Source organism: Nocardia sp. bgisy118, from assembly GCF_057708605.1.
On the sequence record NZ_JBYISM010000001.1, the window covers coordinates 363,370 to 382,770 of the forward strand.

At 69.8% G+C, this 19,401-nt stretch carries 16 protein-coding genes and 1 pseudogene; 7 read left to right on the forward strand and 10 right to left on the reverse strand.

What is annotated here, in order from left to right:
- The first annotated feature begins 113 nt into the window (after positions 1-113).
- From AC3EO7_RS01600 to AC3EO7_RS01610, 3 genes are all read left to right on the forward strand, one after another.
- Entirely contained in the window at positions 114-1,772 is a 1,659-nt protein-coding gene (locus AC3EO7_RS01600) for a long-chain fatty acid--CoA ligase (protein WP_435590320.1), read from the forward strand.
- Between the two features lie 206 nt (positions 1,773-1,978).
- Positions 1,979-3,187, forward strand: a complete 1,209-nt coding sequence (locus AC3EO7_RS01605; protein WP_435590245.1) for a lipase family protein — start codon at positions 1,979-1,981, stop codon at positions 3,185-3,187.
- Positions 3,188-3,307: 120 nt separating this feature from the next.
- The gene (locus tag AC3EO7_RS01610) at positions 3,308-3,898 is read left to right on the forward strand and encodes a QsdR family transcriptional regulator (RefSeq protein ID WP_435590246.1); all 591 of its coding nucleotides are present in this window, start codon (positions 3,308-3,310) and stop codon (positions 3,896-3,898) included.
- Positions 3,899-4,084: 186 nt separating this feature from the next.
- Here the strand turns inward: AC3EO7_RS01610 and AC3EO7_RS01615 are convergent, their stop codons facing one another.
- The 7 genes from AC3EO7_RS01615 to AC3EO7_RS01645 all read right to left on the reverse strand — a co-directional run bounded on the left by AC3EO7_RS01615 (position 4,085) and on the right by AC3EO7_RS01645 (position 11,897).
- Positions 4,085-5,026: an alpha/beta hydrolase gene (locus AC3EO7_RS01615; RefSeq protein WP_431969030.1), complete on the reverse strand. Its 942-nt coding sequence runs from the start codon at positions 5,024-5,026 to the stop codon at positions 4,085-4,087.
- A 127-nt stretch (positions 5,027-5,153) separates the two neighbouring features.
- Positions 5,154-6,488 (reverse strand): lipase family protein, encoded by a 1,335-nt coding sequence (locus AC3EO7_RS01620; RefSeq protein WP_435590247.1) that lies wholly within the window; start codon positions 6,486-6,488, stop codon positions 5,154-5,156.
- A gap of 180 nt (positions 6,489-6,668) precedes the next feature.
- Positions 6,669-7,304, reverse strand: coding sequence for a TetR/AcrR family transcriptional regulator (locus tag AC3EO7_RS01625; RefSeq protein ID WP_431969026.1), 636 nt, complete (start codon positions 7,302-7,304; stop codon positions 6,669-6,671).
- Positions 7,305-7,314: 10 nt separating this feature from the next.
- A complete protein-coding gene (locus tag AC3EO7_RS01630; RefSeq protein ID WP_435590248.1) occupies positions 7,315-8,808 on the reverse strand; it encodes a flavin-containing monooxygenase in 1,494 nt (497 codons plus the stop codon).
- Positions 8,805-9,662: an SDR family NAD(P)-dependent oxidoreductase gene (locus AC3EO7_RS01635; protein ID WP_435590249.1), complete on the reverse strand. Its 858-nt coding sequence runs from the start codon at positions 9,660-9,662 to the stop codon at positions 8,805-8,807. Before AC3EO7_RS01635 ends, AC3EO7_RS01630 begins: the two co-directional genes overlap by 4 nt.
- The gene (locus AC3EO7_RS01640; protein ID WP_435590250.1) at positions 9,646-10,554 is read right to left on the reverse strand and encodes an alpha/beta fold hydrolase; all 909 of its coding nucleotides are present in this window, start codon (positions 10,552-10,554) and stop codon (positions 9,646-9,648) included. Before AC3EO7_RS01640 ends, AC3EO7_RS01635 begins: the two co-directional genes overlap by 17 nt.
- Entirely contained in the window at positions 10,551-11,897 is a 1,347-nt protein-coding gene (locus AC3EO7_RS01645; RefSeq protein WP_431969018.1) for a cytochrome P450, read from the reverse strand. Before AC3EO7_RS01645 ends, AC3EO7_RS01640 begins: the two co-directional genes overlap by 4 nt.
- Positions 11,898-12,066: 169 nt before the next feature.
- Here AC3EO7_RS01645 and AC3EO7_RS01650 point away from each other — a divergent pair, with 169 nt between their 5' ends.
- From AC3EO7_RS01650 to AC3EO7_RS01660, 3 genes are all read left to right on the forward strand, one after another.
- On the forward strand, positions 12,067-12,417 hold the full coding sequence (locus AC3EO7_RS01650) for a hypothetical protein (RefSeq protein ID WP_431969016.1): 351 nt from the start codon (positions 12,067-12,069) through the stop codon (positions 12,415-12,417).
- A gap of 268 nt (positions 12,418-12,685) precedes the next feature.
- On the forward strand, positions 12,686-13,105 hold the full coding sequence (locus tag AC3EO7_RS01655; RefSeq protein ID WP_431969014.1) for a YciI family protein: 420 nt from the start codon (positions 12,686-12,688) through the stop codon (positions 13,103-13,105).
- A 15-nt stretch (positions 13,106-13,120) separates the two neighbouring features.
- The gene (locus tag AC3EO7_RS01660) at positions 13,121-14,398 is read left to right on the forward strand and encodes an RNA polymerase sigma factor (RefSeq protein ID WP_435590251.1); all 1,278 of its coding nucleotides are present in this window, start codon (positions 13,121-13,123) and stop codon (positions 14,396-14,398) included.
- Between the two features lie 30 nt (positions 14,399-14,428).
- Here AC3EO7_RS01660 and AC3EO7_RS01665 read toward each other — a convergent pair whose 3' ends face one another.
- The gene (locus AC3EO7_RS01665) at positions 14,429-15,724 is read right to left on the reverse strand and encodes an NtaA/DmoA family FMN-dependent monooxygenase (protein ID WP_435590252.1); all 1,296 of its coding nucleotides are present in this window, start codon (positions 15,722-15,724) and stop codon (positions 14,429-14,431) included.
- A gap of 348 nt (positions 15,725-16,072) precedes the next feature.
- Here AC3EO7_RS01665 and AC3EO7_RS01670 point away from each other — a divergent pair, with 348 nt between their 5' ends.
- Positions 16,073-17,263, forward strand: coding sequence for an AI-2E family transporter (locus AC3EO7_RS01670; RefSeq protein WP_435590253.1), 1,191 nt, complete (start codon positions 16,073-16,075; stop codon positions 17,261-17,263).
- A gap of 117 nt (positions 17,264-17,380) precedes the next feature.
- On the opposite strand, the gene AC3EO7_RS01675 is transcribed toward AC3EO7_RS01670, so the two are convergent.
- Both AC3EO7_RS01675 and AC3EO7_RS01680 read right to left on the reverse strand, forming a co-directional pair.
- Positions 17,381-18,325, reverse strand: coding sequence for a formylglycine-generating enzyme family protein (locus AC3EO7_RS01675; RefSeq protein WP_435590254.1), 945 nt, complete (start codon positions 18,323-18,325; stop codon positions 17,381-17,383).
- Positions 18,326-18,740: 415 nt separating this feature from the next.
- Positions 18,741-19,388 (reverse strand): annotated as a pseudogene (locus tag AC3EO7_RS01680) (PLP-dependent transferase); the annotation flags it as partial.
- Positions 19,389-19,401 lie beyond the last annotated feature (13 nt).

Genomic DNA, 19,401 nt, shown 5'->3' on the forward strand with positions numbered 1-19,401 from the left:
TGAGCCCGGGCCGAGGCGACGCCCTCGGCCCGGGCTCACCGCCGCTCCAGCCTGCCGGGCATTCTCCGAGAAAGACCAGAACCCCGATGACCTATCACGATTACGACCTGCCGATGCCGAGCACCATGCAGGACGAACCGCTCTCCTTGGCGACGTTGCTGCGCTACGCGACCACCGTGCACGCCGACGCCACCGTGCGCACCTGGACCGGCAGCGACTCGCGCGTCATGACCTACCACGAGCTCGGCGAGCGGGCGGCCCAGCTCGCCAACGCGCTCACCGCGCTCGGCATCGGCCGCGGCGACCGGGTGGGCACGTTCATGTGGAACAACAACGAACACCTCGTCGCCTACTGCGCCGTGCCCGCCATGGGCGCGGTGCTGCACACCCTCAACATCCGGCTCTTTCCCGACCAGATCACCTACGTGGCCGACCACGCGGCCGACCAGGTGGTGATCGTCGACGGATCGCTCGCGCCCGCCTTCGCGCAGGTGCTGCCGCGGCTGCGTACCGTCCGCCACGTCATCGTCGCCAACGGTGACGCGTCGGCCCTGCCCGCACCCGAGGGTGTCGCGGTGCACGAACTCGACACGCTGCTCGCCGCGTATCCGGCCACGTTCGACTTCCCCGTGCTCGACGAGCGGTCCGCCGCCGCGATGTGCTACACCTCCGGCACCACCGGCGACCCGAAGGGCGTCGTCTATTCGCACCGGTCGAACTTTTTGCACTCCATGCACGCCTGTACCGCCGACGGCATGGGCATCCGGGCGGGGGATCGGGTGCTGGCGATCGTGCCCATGTTCCACGCCAACGCCTGGGGCCTGCCCTACGCGGCGCTGATGGCAGGCGCCTCGCTGGTGATGCCCGATCGATTCCTGCAGCCGTCGCCGCTGCTCGAGCTCATGGCGGCCGAGCGCCCCGATTTCGCCGCCGCCGTGCCGACCGTGTGGAACGGCGTGCTCGCCGCGGTCGACGCCGCCCCGCAGGACCTCGGCCATCTGCGGGCGGTCGTGGTCGGCGGCTCGGCCGTGCCGCCGCAGCTGATGCGGGCCTTCGAGGAGCGCCACGGCGTGCGCATCATCCAGGCGTGGGGCATGACCGAAACCTCGCCGCTGGGCTCCGTCGCGTGGCCGCCGCCCGGCGCCGAAGGCGAGGCGGCCTACGCGTACCGAGTCACCCAGGGCCGCTTTCCCGCTCCGGTGCAAGCCCGGCTCGTCGGCGACGACGGCACGGAGCTGCCGCATGATGGAAAAGCGGTGGGCGAGTTGGAGGTTCGCGGGCCGTGGATCACCGCCTCCTACTACTCGCCGGACGCGGGCACGGTCGGCTCCGACGCGTTCCGCGACGGCTGGCTGCGCACCGGCGACGTCGGCACCATCACCGCCGACGGCTACCTGACCCTGGTCGATCGAGCCAAGGACATCATCAAGTCCGGCGGCGAATGGATCTCGTCGGTCGAACTCGAGAACGCGATCATGGCGCACCCCGATGTCGTCGAGGCCGCGGTGTTCGGGGTGCCCGACGAGAAGTGGGACGAGCGCCCCGTCGTCGCCGCCACGTTGCGCTCCGGCGCCGAGGCCGACGCGGGCGCGTTGCGCGAGTTCCTGACCGGCAAGGTGGCGAAATGGCAAGTGCCGGAACGCTGGACATTCCTGCCCGAGGTGCCCAAGACCAGCGTCGGCAAGTTCGACAAGAAGGTCCTTCGCGCCCGCTACGCGGCCGACGAACTCGACATCGCGGTCTCGAATCCTGGTCTCGCGCAAGCGAACTAGCGCTGCGAGCGCCCGCGCCGCCGGAACCAGTCGGTCGTCGGCGGCGTGGGTCTGTACGCCTGCCTTCTGAGGTGTACAAGTCTTGTGAAACAGATCGCTTAGGTGTTTCATGACGAGAGTCCGGGCGCCTCGCGTCGGACGGATCGGCGCCACATCCGTCCGCGCGACGCCCGCCATCGGCGCGAGCCGTGATCTCGAGGAGAACCATGAAACGAAGCGGGCGAAAGCTCTACCACCGCAATAGATTCGCCGTGCTGGCAGTTGTCGCGTTGGTCGGCGCTCTCGCACATGTCACCGGTGCGGGCCCGTCGGCGGGGCAGGATGGCGCCGACATCGCCGGTGGGCGTCCGGGGGACTTGGCAGGCGTCGAGCCGTACACCTTCCGCGTGCTGCCGGTTCTTCCCACCCCGACCAGAGCGTGGAAGATCTTCTATCACTCGACCGACGCCACCGGCCGGCCGGACGTCGTCTCCGGCACCGTCATCGTGCCGGAGGACGGCCGGACCGGAACGCGCCCGCTGGTGACTTACGCGGTGGGCACCGTCGGAATGGGTGACCAGTGCGCGCCGTCGGCCACCCTCACCACGGGCACCGCCGTCGAGGCGCCCTCGATCGCCAGAGCGCTCGAACACGGCTGGGCCGTGGTCATCACCGACTATCCGGGGCTCGGCACGCCCGGCGACCACACCTATCTCGTCGGCCGCGCCGAGGGTAACGCAGTGCTGGACGCCGCCCGCGCCGCGCAGCGGCTGCCCGAGGCGCAGCGCGAGGGCGTCACGACCAGCTCGCCGGTGGGCATCATGGGCTACTCCCAAGGTGGTCACGCCAGCGCGTGGGCCGGTGAGCTGGCCCGCGACTACGCGCCCGAACTCCAGGTCGAAGGCATCGCCAGCGGTGGGGTGCCCGCGGACGTCCTGCAGGGCGCCTCCGACGGGAAAGGGCAGGAAGCACGCAATGTCGGGCTCTCGATGATGATCGCCATCGGCCACGACGCCGCCTATCCCGAGCTGAAGCTGGATTCGTACCTGACGGGGGATGGGCGCACGCTCGTCCAGAAGCTGCGCGGCGGCTGCGTGCTGGAGAACGTCGTCGCCAGCAGGGGGAGGACGCTCGAGGATCTCCTCGCCCGCAATCCGATCGACTCGCCGGAATGGCAGCGGCGCCTCGGGGAGGACCGCCTCGGGACTCGGTCGCCCGCCGCCCCGGTGTACCTCTACCACGGCACCACCGACGAGGTCGTGCCCTACGGGCTCGGCGAGCAGCTCCGGTCGGACTGGTGCGCGCTCGGCGCCTCCGTCGAGTGGCACACCTATCCGCTGGCCGGGCACGGACCTGCCGCCGTCACGGGCGGCGGACCCGCGATGGACTGGCTCGCCGATCGACTGGAAGGCCGCTCCGCCCAAAGCAATTGCTGACCGGCCCGCGCGAGCGCCGGAGTGTGTGACGCGCCTCGTGGCACCCCGGCTCACCCGAGGCGGACGTGGGTGGCATGCGGATTCCATCGCGCGGGTGCGATGCGCTTACGGTAGGGAGCTATGCCGGTGGGACGCGACGACATCATTCGGTACGCGGCAACCGAGATCGAGGAGGGCAAGCGACTCGATCTCGGTGTGCTTGCGGCCGAACTGCACATCTCGCGGGTGACGTTGTTCCGGCGCGTCGGCAACCGCGATCAGCTGTTGAGCGAGGCGCTGTGGTGGCTGAACGAGCGCAGCCTCGAATCCTCCATCGGCCGCTGGCGGCACGCGAACGGCGACGCTGTGCGCAGCGAGAGCGGAGCGCTGCGCAGCATGTGGATCGTGACCGATCACTGCGCGCGGACCGGGCGCGACACCGGTTTTCAGAAGCTCCTCGACGACGAGCCGATCGCGGCCATCCGGGCGTTGACCGATCCGGAGGGCGCGGTGCAACCCCGGATGATCACCGCCATCACGGATTTGCTGAAGCACGACGTCCGCGAAGGTGGTCTGCGGCCCTCGGTGGACCTGGGCACGCTCGCGTTCGCGGTGGTCCGGCTCGGTGAATCCGTGTTGTACGCCGACCTTTTGGCGGGTCGGCAGTCGAACATCGCCAAGGCGTCGACCTTGGTCACCGCCCTGGTCGAAGGGGTGCTCCGTACGGAGTGAGTCGCCGCGTGGGGCCGCATGTTTCGCTGGAGTTCCGGGCTCGGCAACGGTCCCGGCGGGTCGTCAGGGCCGTTGTATTCCGTTGGCGGGTAATCATTTCCGAGTGCCAGATCCGAACATTCCAGGGTCACGACGCAGTGCGGCGGCGCGGCCCGGCATGACCCGGTCGCCCGGCGGCGGCGCGGGTCAGGCGCCTACCGAGGACAGCAGCATCGGCAGCGCGTTCTGCATCTGCGCCCGCCACGCGTCCCAGTTGTGGCCGTGGCCGGGGACGTATCGCTCGTCGACGGTGGCGCCGAGCTGTTGCAGCCGGTCGACGAAACGGTAATTCTGTTCGTAGACCGCCGATTCGACGGCGTCGTTCTTTCCGTAGGAGACGAACAGGGGCTTGCCGGTGAGCCGCGCGGCCTGGCTGTAGGGATTGTTCTGTTCCCAGATCGCGCGCTGGGCCGGGATGGTGTAGTCGCCCCAGACGCGCTTCCAGTCGGCGCCGCAGCCTTGGCCCGGCTTGTCCGGATCACCGGGGGCGCCGGAGGCGTGCAACGGGTCGACGTTGCCGCTGAAGGCGGCCGCGGAGCGGAACCAGCCCTGGTATTCGGCCGCGAACTTCATGGCCCCGAGCCCGCCCATGGAGTTGCCCGCCACGGCGCGCGTGGTGTTGGCCTTGTAGCCGGTCTCCAGGATGGTGCGCACGTCTTCGAGGAGGTACTTCTCCCAGGCGGGCGCGCCGAAGGAGCCGTTGTTGTACCAATCGGAATAGGCGCTGCACCAGCTGGTTTCGGGCAATACGAAGAGGGCGTCCTTACCCGCGGTGAGCGCTTCGAGATCGCCCTTGTCCGTCCAGGACTTGTGGTCGTCGAAGCCGCCGTGCAGCACCCACACCGTCGGCCAGGTGCGGTTCGCGTCCTTGGACCAGCCGGGCGGCAGCAGTAGGCGGACGACCTTGACCGACCAGTCGGGGCCTTCCAGGTTGGGTGAGGAGATGCCGATGTCGAGGATGCGGTCGCTCACCCGCGCCTCCCAGCGCACGATGCCCGCCGCCGTCGCGGTGGTGCTGGGGACGAAAGTGAGTGCGACACCGGCCAATACGGTGACGATCGCCAGGGCGATTCTGATCGGTCCGGACACGGGAGATCCTTTCGGTGCGAGCCGTCGCAGGGGAAGGTAGTCGACTACCCGGTTCTGCGAATAGCAGTGTTCGTGAAACTGTGAACACTCACCAGACACGAATTCCTGTGGCGCTCAGGGGAGGACCTCAGCTGCCGGGAAACCCTGGCGGCAGCGGTTGGAAGGCCGCGTTGAACCTCGGCCCCGGCGGCAGTCCCCGCAGGATCGCGCTGGTCCAGGCGACCGCCGGAATCCAGCCGGTCACCGCGTTGGTGATGTGCTCGGGCACCGGCACCGTGTAGAAGCGCAGATCCGCGCCGCGCTCCCAATAGGATTCGACGGTCGGCAACACGGTCGAGGGCGGGATCAGCTCGTCCCACATGCCGTGCCACCAGAGGATCGGCGTGTCGGGAATGTGCTTGCCGAGGCTGTTCTCGGCGAGCATGCGCAGGATCTCCGGCGAGGTCTCCAGCGATTTGCCCGGCTGGTAGTACTCGCTGACCGGCCGGTACACGCCGGTGAGCGCGGCGGTGTACACGCAGCGGTTCTGGAGATCGGCGACGATCGCCTGCCCCTCCGGGGTGAGCAGTTCGTCGACCCGGAACACCTCCGGGTACTCCTTGGCGAACGAGGCGAGGCCGAGCCACATCGTGAAACTGCTGGTTCCGGTCAACCCCGGCTGCCTGGCCGTGGCGTACCGGGCCAGCTCGATCAGGTTGCCCGGCGTCCCGCCGATCGTGGTGCCGAGCAACCGCACGTCGGGGGCGTAACCTGCGCGCAGCTCGGCGGCGCGCAGCGATCCGGAGCCGCCGCCGGAGTACCCGTACAGCGCGATGCCGGAATCGGCGAGCCCGAGCGCCGGGTCGTTCTTCAGCGCGCGCAGGCTGTCGAGGACCATCTTGCCCTCGTCGTAGGTGTTGAACGTGTTGAACTTGCCGTCGAAGTCGGGCACGTTCAGCGCGAAGCCCTGCGCGAGCCAGAACTGGGCCAGCGCGGCCTCTTTCATCGTTCCGACCTGCAACGTGTAGGAGGGATTGCACGCCGAATCGCTGGCATCGATCGCCTCCTGGAACGACAGCACCGGGCGCGGGCTGCCCTGCCAGGGAATGCCGGGGACGAGCACGCTCGTCGCGGTGACGATCGCGTTGTCGTGGACGTCGTTGGTGCGGAACAGGATCTGCTTGGTGTAGACCGGAAAAGGAATGCCGAGCAGCCGGGTCTGCACCTCCCTGGTGCGCACGATCTGGCCCGGCTGGTAGTCGGCCAGGTCCGGCGGATCGTTGTACCACGGGTCGCGGTCCGGCGGCAGAATCGGCAGCAGGTCGTACAACTGCGGTTCCGACGGCAGTCGCGGCAATTGATTCTGATCCGGCGGAAACGCGGGCGGAAACACTGGTTCCGCCGCGACGACACCCGCGCCGAGCGTCGTCAAGCACACCGACGAATACACCGCGACCAACTGCCGCAGCAGGCTCTTCCTCATCGAAGCGTCCGTTCGTTCGACCGGCCGTCTGGGTCACGGCCGCCATCGACGACCATTCCACGCGAGATATCGGCGGCTGCCTACCGCCAGACCGACAGCTCTGCTGCCGTGGCACTTGTGCATGTGCACAAAGGCGCAGCACACGCCGTGGAGGTGGACGGCGTCGAGTGGCGTCAGGTGCTAGTCGCGGCCCTCGGGTTCGTAGCGCGGGCCCAGCAGTGCGATGGCGGTCTCCACGGCCACCTCGGCGATATCGGCGATGTCTTCGCCGTCCTCCACGGTGGAGGCGATGAGCTCGCGGAAGCCGCCGTACAGGATGGTGGCCGTCTTCCGCGTCGCGGGATGGACACCACCCGCCCCGAATTCCGGTGTCGCGGTGAGGTTCTGGATCAACGCGATGAACGCGTCGGCGGCGTCGCGGTGCAGTTGCCGCGCGTTCTCGCCGAGCGCGGGGGTGTCGCGAATCCAGGCGAGGGTGATCGTCCGGTCGGTCTTCGACGCGCTCAGCCACGCCTCGATGGCCTGGCGGACCTGTGTCCGCCACGGCGCCTCCGGATCGACGGCGTCGTAGATCTGCCGGATGGTCTGGTTGTTCCGCTCGGTCAGCAGCGCGATGAAGCAGTCCTGCTTGCTGGCGAAGTGCTCGTAGAAGGTCCGCCGCGAGGTGCGCGCGGCCCGGACCACGTCGGCCACCGTGGCGTCGCGGTAGCCGCGCTCGCGCACCGCGTCCGCCATCGCGTCGAGCAGCCTGCGCCGGAATCCGGATTCCGGCGCATGCTCGGCGGCGGTCGTGGGGACGGGCTCGGCACGGGTCACATCGACCAGGTTAGTGACCAGCGGGTCCCGCCAGCATCTCGGAGTCGACGCTGCGCGGCGTCGCTCGCCCGAACCGGATGGTGCCGTCCGCGATCCGGCCGTGACGCAGGGTGAGCACGTCCTGGGCATAGTTCATGCCGAGCCGCCACGGCGCCCGCGATCCCGCCTTCGGGAACCGGTCCAGCGAACGCAGGACGTAGCCGGCCTGGAAATCCAGCAGCGGTCTGGCGTCCATCGCCGGGTCGGGCACGGGCACGCAGTGGTCGTACCCGTGCGTGTCCATGTGCCGCAACAGCCGGCAGACGTACTCGGCGACGAGATCGGCCTTCAACGTCCACGACGCGTTCGTGTAGCCGATGGTGAACGCGAAATTCGGCACTCCGCCGAGCATCATGCCCTTGTAGGCCATGGTCTGCGGCAGCGGAATCTCCCGCCCGTCGACGGTGAGGCGAATGCCGCCGAGGGCGAGCAATTGCAGACCCGTCGCGGTCACCACGACGTCGGCCTCGATTTCCGTGCCGGAGGCCAGCAGCACCCCGCGCTCGGTGAACCGGTCGACCCGGTCGGTGACGATCGACGCGCTGCCGTCGCCGATCGCCTGGAACAGGTCGGCATCGGGCACCAGGCACAGCCGCTGATCCCAGGGACCGTAGGTCGGGTTGAAGTGGACGTCCACCTCGTAGCCCTCGGGCAGCTGTTTGACGGTCTGCGTGCGAATGAATTTGCGCATCATCGCGGGCCGCCGCTGGCTGAGCTGATAGATGAGCGTGCCGATGACCACGTTCTTCCACCGGGTGATCGTGTAGGCGCGCCGGTTACCGAGCAGCGCACGCAGCCGGGTCGCCACCGTGTCCACGGTAGGGACGGACATGATGTAGGTGGGGGAGCGCTGCAACATCGTCACGTGGGCAGCGGTACGCGCCATGGCGGGGACCAGTGTCACCGCCGTGGCGCCGCTGCCGATCACGACGACGCGCTTGCCTTCGTGATCGAGATCGTCAGGCCAGTGCTGCGGGTGAACGACCCGGCCGCGGAAGTCCTCGATACCGTCGAACTCGGGGGTGTAGCCGCGGTCGTAGCGGTAGTAGCCGCCGCAGACGTACAGGTACGAGCACGTCATGGTGATCGAGGCGCCGTCGTGTTCGACGGTGAGCGTCCAGCGCGCCGTCCCGCTGTCCCAGGACGCGTCGACGACCTTGTGCCCGAAGCGGATTCGCCGGTCGATGCGCGCTTCCGTCGCCGTCGCGCGCACGTAGTCGAGAATCGCCGGGCCGTCGGCGATGGCCTTGGCGTCGGTCCACGGCCGGAATCGGTAGCCGAGGGTGTGCATATCCGAATCCGAGCGCACGCCCGGATAGCGGAACAGGTCCCAGGTGCCGCCGATCGCCTCGCGCGCCTCGAGTACGAGATACGTGCGGCCGGGGAACGCGGTCTGCAGGTGGTGCGCCGCGCCGATGCCGGACAGGCCCGCACCGACGATCACCACGTCGAGATGGTGGTTCATGTCCGCGCCTGCTTCCGTCCCCTGGCGCGCAGCGTTCGTTCCAGCAGCGCGATCACCGCGAAATAGTGGGTGGGCGTCACCCGCGCCAGCGCGTCGAAGAGGTAAGCGTCCGGGCCGACGAGGATCCGAGCCTTGCCCTGTTCGACACCGCGCCGGATGATGTCGGCCGCCTTCTCGGGCGAGGTCAGCGTGACCGCTTCGAACTCGGCCGCCATCTGCTCTTTGCTGCGCCCGCGCCCCTCGGGATCCTTGCGCATCCTGGCGTTTCGCGCGATGTTCGTGGTGATGCCGCCCGGATGCACTGTCACCGCCGACACCCCGGTGCCCCGAAGTTCCTGGCGCAGTGCGTCGGTGAAGCCGCGGACCGCGAATTTCGCCGCGCAGTAGGCGCTTTGGTTCGGCATCCCGACCAATCCGAAGACGCTCGACGTATTGACGATCACGCCGCTGTCCTGCTCGACGAGCAGCGGCAGGAAGGCGCGCGTGCCGTTGACCACGCCGTCGAAGTTGATCCGGCGCAACCATTCGTCGTCCTCGGCGTCCGCGTCGAGCACCGACGAGGACACCGCGACGCCCGCGTTGTTGAACACCGCGGCCAAGGGCGCGGTGAGCCACTCCCTGACCTCGTCGGCGAAGGCCCGCTGATCGGCCGCGTCACTGACGTCGAGCACGCGGGTGAGGACGGGGCCGGGCAGCGACGCGGCGGTCTCCTTCAGTCCCGCCGCGTCGATGTCGGCGATGGCGACCGGGGACCCGCGGTGCGAGAGATGGTGGGCGAGTGCGCGTCCGATGCCGGAGGCGGCGCCGGTGATCATCGCCGGATGGCCGGACAGTGGCCTAGCGTTTCGGGGCATCGGTGCTCCTGGTGGCTGCGGTGCGGATGTGGTCGTCGATGAGGTCGGCGAGCGCCGGCCAGACGCCCTCCGGTAGGTCGTGGCCCATGCCGGTGAGCGTGTGCAGGCGGGCGCCCGCGATGGCACGCGCGGTGACCGCGCCGCCGGTCGGCGCCACCATGCGGTCGCGATCGCCGTGCAGCACCAGCGTCGGCGCGGTCACCGCGCCCAGTTCGCGAGTTCGGTCGCCGGACGCCAGGATTCCCGCGAGCTGGCGGGCGACTCCGGCCGCCGGTCGCGGATCGCGATCCCATGCGAGCGCCGCCGCCGCGCGCACCGCGGCCTCGTCGAACGGATAGCCCGCGGACCCGATGTGCCGGAACATGCGGACGGCGGCGTCCACGTGCTCGTCGCGGGTGCGCGCCGGTTTGCCGAACATCCGCCGCCACGTCGAAAGCGCCGGGCGGCCGACGCGCGGGGCGCCCGTCGTGGACATGATGGAGGTCAGCGACGCTACCCGCTCGGGATAGCGTGCGGCGACGGTCTGCGCGATCATGCCGCCCATCGACACCCCGACCAGGTGCACAGCATCCATGTCGAGCGCGTCGAGCAGGCCGACGGTATCGGCGGCCATGTCGCCCAGTCGGTACTGCGCGGGATGCCACCGCTTGCGCAGGAAGCCGAGCGGACTCGGTGGCGGAAACGTGCAGTGGGTGGACTCGCCGACGTCGCGGTTGTCGAAGCGGAGCACCGAATGCCCGCGTTCGACGAGCAGACGGCACAGACCGTCCGGCCAGGAGTGCATCTGCTGGCCGAGTCCGGCGATCAGGACCACCGGTGTGCCGTCCGGATCGCCGAGACGCTGATAGGCGAGGCGGACGTCGTTCCCGACGTCGCCGAGGCCCTCGGTCATGCCGTCACCTCGGCGGCTCGCGCGTCGGTGGAAACGGAAGGGCGCGGCGTTCGCCTGCGCACGACCGCGCGGCCCTTCTTGGCGGGAACCAGCGCCACGCCGCGGAAGTGCGTGCGCTCGTCCGGCGCGTCGGTCGTCTCCAGCGTGAAATCCCTGAGCAGGGTGCGCAGCACGACGTTCATCTCCATCGTGGCGAAGGCCGCGCCGATGCAGCGGCGCGAACCGCCGCCGAACGGAATCCAGGTGAAGGTGCCGGGCCGCACCCCGACGAACCGGTCCGGGTCGAAGGTGCGCGCCCTCGGGAAGAGCTCCTCGTTGTCGTGCATCAGGCGGATGCTCACCAGCACTCGCTGGCCCTTCGGGAGCGTCCAGCGCCCCAATGACATCGTCTCCGCGCGCACCTGACGCCCGGTCGCGTCGACCACGGGACGAACGCGCTGCACCTCGAGCAGGGTCGCCTCGCGCAGCTCCGACCCGCCCGCGTCGACCTCGGCGACCAAGCGCCGCAACACGTCCGGATGCCTGCGCAACCGCTCCACGGTCCAGGCCAGCGTGGTCGCGGTGGTCTCGTGCCCGGCGGTGAGCAGGGTGAGCAGTTCGTCGGCGATCTCGCTGTGGGTCATCGCGGAGCCGTCGTCGTAGCGGGCCTGCAGCATCATCGACAGCACGTCGTCGCGGTCGCCGAGAGCGGGGTCGGCGGCGGCGCGGGCGATGAGTCGCCCGACGATCTCGTCGTAGCTCTTGCGGTGCGCGACGAAGCGGGACCACGGGCCATAACGGCCGAGGAATCCGCGCGGCACCGGCACGGCGGCCAGCGCGGAGGCGACGAGGACCAGCCGGGGCAGCAGGGCGCGCAGTTCGTCGAACTCCCGGCCCTCGGCGCCGAAGACCGCGCGCAGGATCACGTTCAGGGTGATCCGCATCATCGAGTCCATCGTCGCGAACTCGACACCCGACGGCCAGGTCGCCAGCTCGCGTTCGGTTTCCTCCTCGACGAGCGATTCGTACACCGCGAGCCGCCTGCCGTGGAAGGGCGGGGTGAGCAGCTTGCGCTGTTTGCGATGTTCAGCTCCGCGCAACGCGAACAGCGAACCGGGACCGAGGAATTGGCCGAGGTTGACCTCGAAGTTGTCCGCGACGTCGCTGCTCGCGGTGAACAGCGCTTTGACCTCGGCGGGGTCGGAGATCACGACGGTCCGGCCGAATCGTGGTGCGTGGACCGTGAACGCGGACCCGTATTTTCGGTGCCAGTGTCGCCAGGCGCGGGTCCGGCCCGCGAGGATCGCGACGTTCTGGACGAACGGCGGCGTGGATGGTCCTTCGGGCAGTTGCACTGTGCTCATGCGCCATCTCCCAGCGTGGTACTTCGGCGTACCACCCGCACGGTACGCTCATGTACCACGTGTGGCAAGGGTCACATCGATTCGTCGAGGTGGCGCTGACCGAGGGCGGAGTCCCGGACGGCGCGTCGTTGACGAACAGGACGGTCTTCGCTGGGCACCATTGCTTGCTATGGGTGATCCGAGCTCGGAGCTGACTTACGTGGTCGAGATCTCGCTGCCGGGCCGGTTGGACGAGCAGTGGTGGCGGATCAGCAACACCGGCACGCCCGCGCAGACGGCGGCGGCGCTGTCCGAGCTGGCGACGCGGATCTACCGTGACCTGCTCGGGCCGGGCGCGGGCGGCCTGCACCGCGGCCGATGCTGGTACCACTGCCTGGTGTGCGGGCCCGACGGCGCGGTGCTGGACGAGGTGGAGGGGCTCGTGCAGGCGTTCCTGCTGTCAGGCGAGTTGCGGACGGTGTCGGCGACGATCACCTGGCGGGCGCGGCGCCTTGGCGCGGGGCGCTGGAAGGCCGACTGAGGCGCCGGACATCGTTGTCGCGATCACCACCCGAATCCGCGAACCGGGGTGGGCGCCGCACCCGGCGGTGCGGCGTCGGTGACCCAGCCCGCGACCACGCGCGGCTGACCGACGACGGCCAACCGCCCCGCATCCGCGGACACACCGTCATATGCTGCCCCGCGATCGCGGAAAAAACTTCGGCGCGGGTGTCGATCCGCCGCGATCCCCGTTCGACCTATGGGCGAGAGGGTCCGAGCGGGACCCGCACAGCACAGGGAGACAGACCATGAAGTACATGCTGATCATGCGCGCCACCGACGAGGCCTGGGCGGGTATGGCCGACGTCGATTTCGAGAAGATGCTCGAGACCATCGGCAGGTTCAACGACGAGATGATCCGGGCCGGTGTGCTGCTGGCCGCGGAGGGCCTCGACGACGCCGCCGAGGGTGTGGTCGTCGACCACTCCTCCGAGACGCCTGTCGTCACCGACGGCCCGTACGGCGAGACCAAGGAGCTGTTCGGCGGGTTCTACATCCTCAACGTGGCCTCGAAGGAAGAGGCCATCGAGTGGGCCAAGCGGGCGCCGTTGACCGGCCCCGGGCTCAAGACCGAGATCCGCAGGGTCACGACGATCGACGAGTTCCCGCAGGACAACGAGTGGATCCAGAAGGAGCGGGCGTGGCGCGAAGCCACCGGACAGCTCTGAGCGGGCCCTCCGGCGATGGCCGACCACACCGGCCGTGAGGCCGTCGCCGCCGTCTGGCGGATCGAGTCCGCGCGGATCGTCGGCGCGCTCGCGCGCTACACCGGCGACTTCGCGCTGGCCGAGGACCTGGCCCAGGAGGCGCTGGCCGAGGCGCTGGTGACCTGGCCGCGCGAGGGCGTGCCGCGCAATCCCGCCGGATGGTTGCTCACCGTCGGCAAGCGCCGCGCGATCGACGCGTTCCGCAGGCGCTCCGCCCTCGACGAGCGGTACGCCGCGCTCGCCCACGAGCTGGGCGAGGGCGGCGCCGCCTCCGGGGGCGCGCCCGCCGAGCCGGCCGAGGACGTGCTCTGGGACCCGGACCAGATCGACGACGACGTGCTCGCGTTGATGTTCATCTCCTGCCACCCGGTGCTCTCGCGGGAAGCGCGGATCGCGCTCACCCTGCGGGTGGTCGGCGGTCTCACCAGCGACGAGATCGCCAAGGCGTTCCTCGTGCCGACCGCCACCGTGCAGGCCAGGATCACCAGGGCGAAGAAGACCCTGGCGGCGGCCAGGGTGCCGTTCGCGGCGCCCTCGCCCGAGGAGCGGCGCGCCCGGCTCGGGTCGGTGCTGAACGTGGTCTACGTGATCTTCACCGAAGGGTCGACGGCCAGCTCCGGCAGCGATCTGATCCGGCTCGATCTGGCGAGCGAGGCGCAGCGCCTCGCGCGGGTGCTCACCCGCCTGGTGCCGGACGAAACCGAGGCCAACGGCCTGCTCGCGCTGCTCGAGCTGACCGCGGCGCGCTTCCCGGCCCGCACCGCGCCCGACGGCACGCCGGTCCTGCTCGAGCAGCAGGACCGCCGCCGGTGGGACCGCGCGGCGATTCGGCGTGGCCGCGCCGCACTCGCCGCCGCGGAGCGGCTCGGTCGTGGCCTCGGCGCCTACGGCTTGCAGGCGGCGATCGCCGAATGCCATGCCGTCGCGGCATCTGTCGAGGAGACGAACTGGGAGCGCGTCGTGCTGCTCTACGAGGCGCTCGGCAGGCTCGCGCCCTCCCCGGTGATCGACCTCAACCGGGCGGTCGCGGTCTCCATGGCGCACGGGCCCGCAGCGGCGCTGCCGATCGTGGACGATCTGGTAGCCGCTGGGGCGCTGTCGAATTCGCACCTGCTGCCGAGCGTGCGCGGCGAGCTGCTCACCCGGCTCGGTCGCACGGCGGAGGCGCGCACCGAGCTGGAACTCGCCGTGCGGCTGTGCGCCAACGAACGCGAAAGATCGGTGCTGACAGGCAAACTCGCCGCCCTTGGCTGACGCGCCGACACGGAGCGGATGCGGCGGCATTCACTCCGGCAGCGGCGGCAGCTCCAGATTCGCGCGGAAGGTGTCGCCGACGTAGTCGGCGCCGACGATGCCGCGGCGGCGGAGTTCGGGGAGCAGACCGTTGCGGAGGAAGTCGCTGGTGCGCGGGTTGTCCAAGCCGCCGAGGGCGATGACGTCCAGTACGCCCGCGTCGTAGCGTTCCTCGATGGCGTCGGCGAGCTGTTCCGGTGTGCCCGCCGCGGCCCAGTGCCCGGTGTCCTTCGCCGCGATGATCAACTCCCGCAGCGTCTTTCCCGACCTGGCGAAATTGCTGAAGATCTCGACCCGGCCGCGGCGGCGGTGCACCGCGTGCACATCGGGCAGCAGGTGTTCGGGGATCGGTTCGTCCAGCGGCAGCTCGGACAGGTCGACGGCGCCGCCGAGCATGTCGGCCAGCGCGAGGCGCCCGGCGTCGAAGTCGGTGGCCTCCGCACGTTCCCGTACCGCGGCGCGCACCTCGGCCTCGGTGGCGCCGTAGGTGGCGTGGAAGGAGCTCATGATGAACGGAAGCCCTTCGGCGCGACCGAGTTCGGCGGCGCGGGTGCGGATGCGCTTGGTGTAGGTGATGGCGTCGGCCAAGGTGGGCAGCGAGGTGAACACCACCTCGGCGAAGCGGGCGCCGAGCTCGATGCCGCCTTCGGACTGACCGGCCTGGAACTGCACCGGCCGCCGCTGCGGCAGCGGCGGGATGTTCAGCGGGCCGCGCACCGTGAAGTACGGTCCGGCGTGGTCGATCGGACGCACCAGTTCCTGGCGCAGCACCGCGCCGCCGCGGCCGTCGGGGGTCAGCGCGCCCGGCGCCCAGCTGTCGAACAGCGCGTTGACCACCGTCAGGGATTCGGCCGCTCGCGCGTACCGTTCCTCGGGGCTCGGCAGCTCCTGGTCGCCGTAGTTCTCCTCACCCACCGAGGAGGTCACCGCGTTCCACGCGGCGCGACCGTTGCTCACGTGGTCGAGGGTGCCGAACAGACGGGCCAGGTTGTACGGGTGGTGGAAGGTTGTCGTCACCGTCGCGATGAGCCCGACATGCGAGGTCACCGCGGCCAGCGCCGAGACGAAGATCAGCGGCTCCTGCGCGCCGATCGCGCCCTGCGAGCCGAAGCTCAGCAGGTCCGCCGCGAACAGCGCGTCGAACCTCTCGGCCTCCGCGATCTTCGCGATCTCCACCGCGGACGCCAGCGTGGACCGTCGCGGATCCACCGCCGCCCCGTACACGTCCGGTGAGCCACTGACCCCCGTGACGATCTTCAAAGGCCGCCGTCGCCCACCCACACTCATGCCTGCGCCTCGCTGGCGCTCGGCTCCGGCATGCGCGAGGCGCGCTGGCACACGATTCGCTCACTCCGTTCGCTCATGCGGCCGACGCTAGTGGGCCGCACCGAGCCGGACACCGGTTCCGATCACCGAGAGCCGAATCGCGGCGACCATCGGGACGAGCAGGGCAAGGTCGCCGATCTCACCCGCAACGGGTGAGGCGCCATCGGCGCGGCGGACCTAGCGTCGGCGTACCCGCGCGAATCGAGCAGCGAAGGAGCAGGTCATGGCCGCAATCCCGCTCGGGGCGAGCACCGCGTTCGCCACCTCGCGCCCAGCCTTCGCGGACTGACCGGACCAGGGCGGAAGACGATGCGAACGCCGCGGCGACGGCCGACGGAGGCGCGTGCCGTGCGGCCACCGGCCGCCACCGCGGGGATCTGGGCCATTCCGCGCGGTCTCGTCGTGCTGCTCGCCGCGGCGAGCGCGGTGGTCGCCGTCGGCGGGATCAAGGCGTTCGCGGGCATTCTCGGGCCGGTGTTCCTCGCCCTGATGCTGACCATGGCCGTCCAACCCCTCCAGACGTGGGCGCAGCGGCGCGGGCTGCGGCCGTGGGTCGGCATGGTCGTCGCCCTCGTCGCGGTCGTGTCGATTCTGATCGGGCTCATCGGCGCGGTGGTGGTGTCGGCCGCGCAGTTGGCCACCGAGTTGCCCAACTACAGCGACCGAGCCGACGAATTGGTGGACCGGCTGCGCGATGCGCTGGCCGGCGCCGGGGTGAGCCCCGAAGAGATTCAGAACATGCTGAATTCGCTCGACATCGGCAAGGTCGTCGGCGTGCTGGAATCGGCGCTGCGCGGGCTGCTCGGCGTCTTCTCGAATCTGTTCTTCGTGTTCGCGCTGCTGGTGTTCATGGCGTTCGACGGCATGGTGATCGACAAGAAGATGACGTTCGTCGAGCGCACCAGGCCCGAAATCGCGTATGCCCTTTCCGCTTTCGCGCTCGGCACGCGCAAGTACCTGCTCGTGTCGACGGTGTTCGGCCTCATCGTCGCGGTGCTCGACGGCGCCGCGCTGTGGTTGCTCGGCGTGCCGCTGCCGCTGCTGTGGGCGCTGCTGTCGTTCATCACGAACTACATCCCGAACATCGGATTCATCATCGGACTGATACCGCCCGCGCTGCTCGCCCTGCTGGACGGCGGGGTCGGGCTGATGCTCTGGGTCATCGTGGTCTACTGCGTCATCAATTTCGTCATCCAGTCGGTGATACAGCCGAAGTTCGTCGGTGACGCCGTGGGTTTGAGCGTCACGGTGACCTTCCTGTCGCTGGCGTTCTGGTCCTGGGCGCTCGGCCCGCTCGGCGCGCTGCTGGCGATCCCGCTCACGCTGCTGGTCAAGGGCGCCCTGTTCGACATCGACCCCACCACGCGCTGGGCCAATGTGCTGATCGCCGAAAGAGCGCCGGACACCGGGGAAGCGGAAGTCTCCGAGGATTCGAAGGGCACCGAGGATTCGAAGGGCACCGAGACGCCCGGCAAAGACACCGAGACGCCCTCGACCTGAGCCGCCGTCTCACCCGCGACGTATGACGAACACCGAGTGTCCTCGCTCTACCGTGTCCCGGATTGGCGCGGTACTCGGAGATCTGCCCCTGCTGGCGGTCTCGATTGTGGCAGCTGTTCAGCGGTCCTGCGCGACGCGGAATCCGAGGTTGCCCGTCGAGGAGACCGGTTCGCTGCCCTGCCGCGCGGAGACGCGATACCGGCGGCAGTAGGAGCGATGGCAGAGATAGGAGCCGCCGCGCATGACCCGGCCTGCTCCCGTCGCGGGGCCGGTGGGATCGCGGTCGGGGCTGTGCCGGTAGTAGTCGCGGGCGTACCAGTCGGCGCACCACTCCCACACGTTGCCGGTGACATTGTGCAGGCCGAAGTCGTTGGGCGCGAAGGCATCGATCGCGACGGTGCCGAGGTGCGCGCCGGGGTCCGTGCGCGGGAACCGGCCGCGGAAGACGTTCATCCGAGGCTGCCCGTCCGGTTCGAGGTCCGGCCCCCAGGGAAAGGAGTCGGCCGATCCGGCCCGCGCGGCGTACTCCCATTCGGCTTCCGTCGGCAGCCGCGTGCCCGACCAGGCGCAGTAGGCCTGGGCGTCGTTCCAGGAGACGTGCACCACCGGATGGTCGAGGACGTCGTCGATGCGCGATCCCGGACCCGAGGGGTGGCGCCAATCGGCGCCTTCCACCTGCCGCCACCACGGTGCGCCCACCACGCTCCTGGTCGGCGGCGCGTCGTCGGGGAGCAGACCGGCGAAGACGAACGACCACCCGTACCGCTCGGCGTCGGTGCGGTGACCGGTCGCGTCGACGAAGGCGGCGAAGGCGGCGTTGCTGACGGTGTACCGGTCGATGGCGAACGAACCGACGGTCACCTGGTGGCGGGGACCTTCTCCGTCGCCCGGATAGGCCCATGCGCTCTCGTCGCCCATGAGGAATTCTCCGCCGGGCAAGAGGATCAGCGTGGCGGGAGCGTCGCCCTCGGACTCGGTCTCGGTCGGCGCGCCGGGAAGGACCGTTCGTCGAGCGTTCGGCGCGCAGCATCCCCTGGGCTCGTCGTGATGGCGGTGTTCCATGGCCGTCCTCTCCGCTATCGCCTCGGCCACCGAGGGTCGGTCTCGGAGGCCGGACGCCGGAACGCATGGTCCGAACCGATCGGAATCGAGTGAATTCCGGTCGAAACAGCAACGACCCCAGGATAGTAGCCCGAGGTGTGCTGAGTGGGCCGAAATGCGGCGCGTTCGGGACGTTCCCGATGTTGCCGCCCGGACGGGATCTCACCCGCGACGGATGAGGCGAGCGGGCACGCGGCAGTGATCGAATCGCGAGGGCGACAGCGGTCCCGCGACGCCGACGAGCATCACGACAGGGGTTCCCGCATGAGCGAACGGAGTGAGCGAGTCATGTGTCAGCGCGCTTCGCGCGTCGTCCGGATCGGCGGCGAGGATCCTCCGTCGCCGGGGCGGCGGAGGATCCTCGAATCGAGCGTGGTCAGACGGCGGCGAAACCGGTGCGCAGGTCGGCGAGGATGTCGTCGATGCCCTCGATGCCGACGGCGAGCCGGACCAGACCAGGCGTGACGCCCGCGGCGAGCTGCTCGTCGGGGGTGAGCTGGGAGTGGGTCGTCGAGGCCGGGTGGATCACCAGCGAGCGCACGTCGCCGATGTTGGCGACATGACTGTGCAGGGTGAGGGCCTCGACGAAACGCTTGCCCGCGTCCACTCCGCCTGCCAGCTCGAAACCGATCACCGCGCCCGCGCCCTTGGGAGCGAGCGCCTGGCCCCGGTCGTACCACGGCGAGGAGGGCAGTCCCGCGTACGACACGGAGGTGACCTCGGGCCGCGCCACCAGGAATTCCGCCACCGCCTGGGCGTTGCGCACATGGCGTTCCACGCGCAGGCTCAGCGTCTCGAGGCCCTGGCTGATGAGGAAGGCGTTGAACGGCGAGATGGCCGCGCCGAGATCGCGCAGCAGCTGCACCCGGGCCTTGAGCGTGTAGGCGGGAGCGCCGAGATCGGCGTACCGGACGCCGTGGTAGCTGGGGTCGGGTTCGGTGAAGCCGGGGAACCGCCCGCCGGTCCAGTCGAACGTGCCGCCGTCGACGATCACGCCGCCGATGGCCGTGCCGTGCCCGCCGACCAGTGCGAAAGGC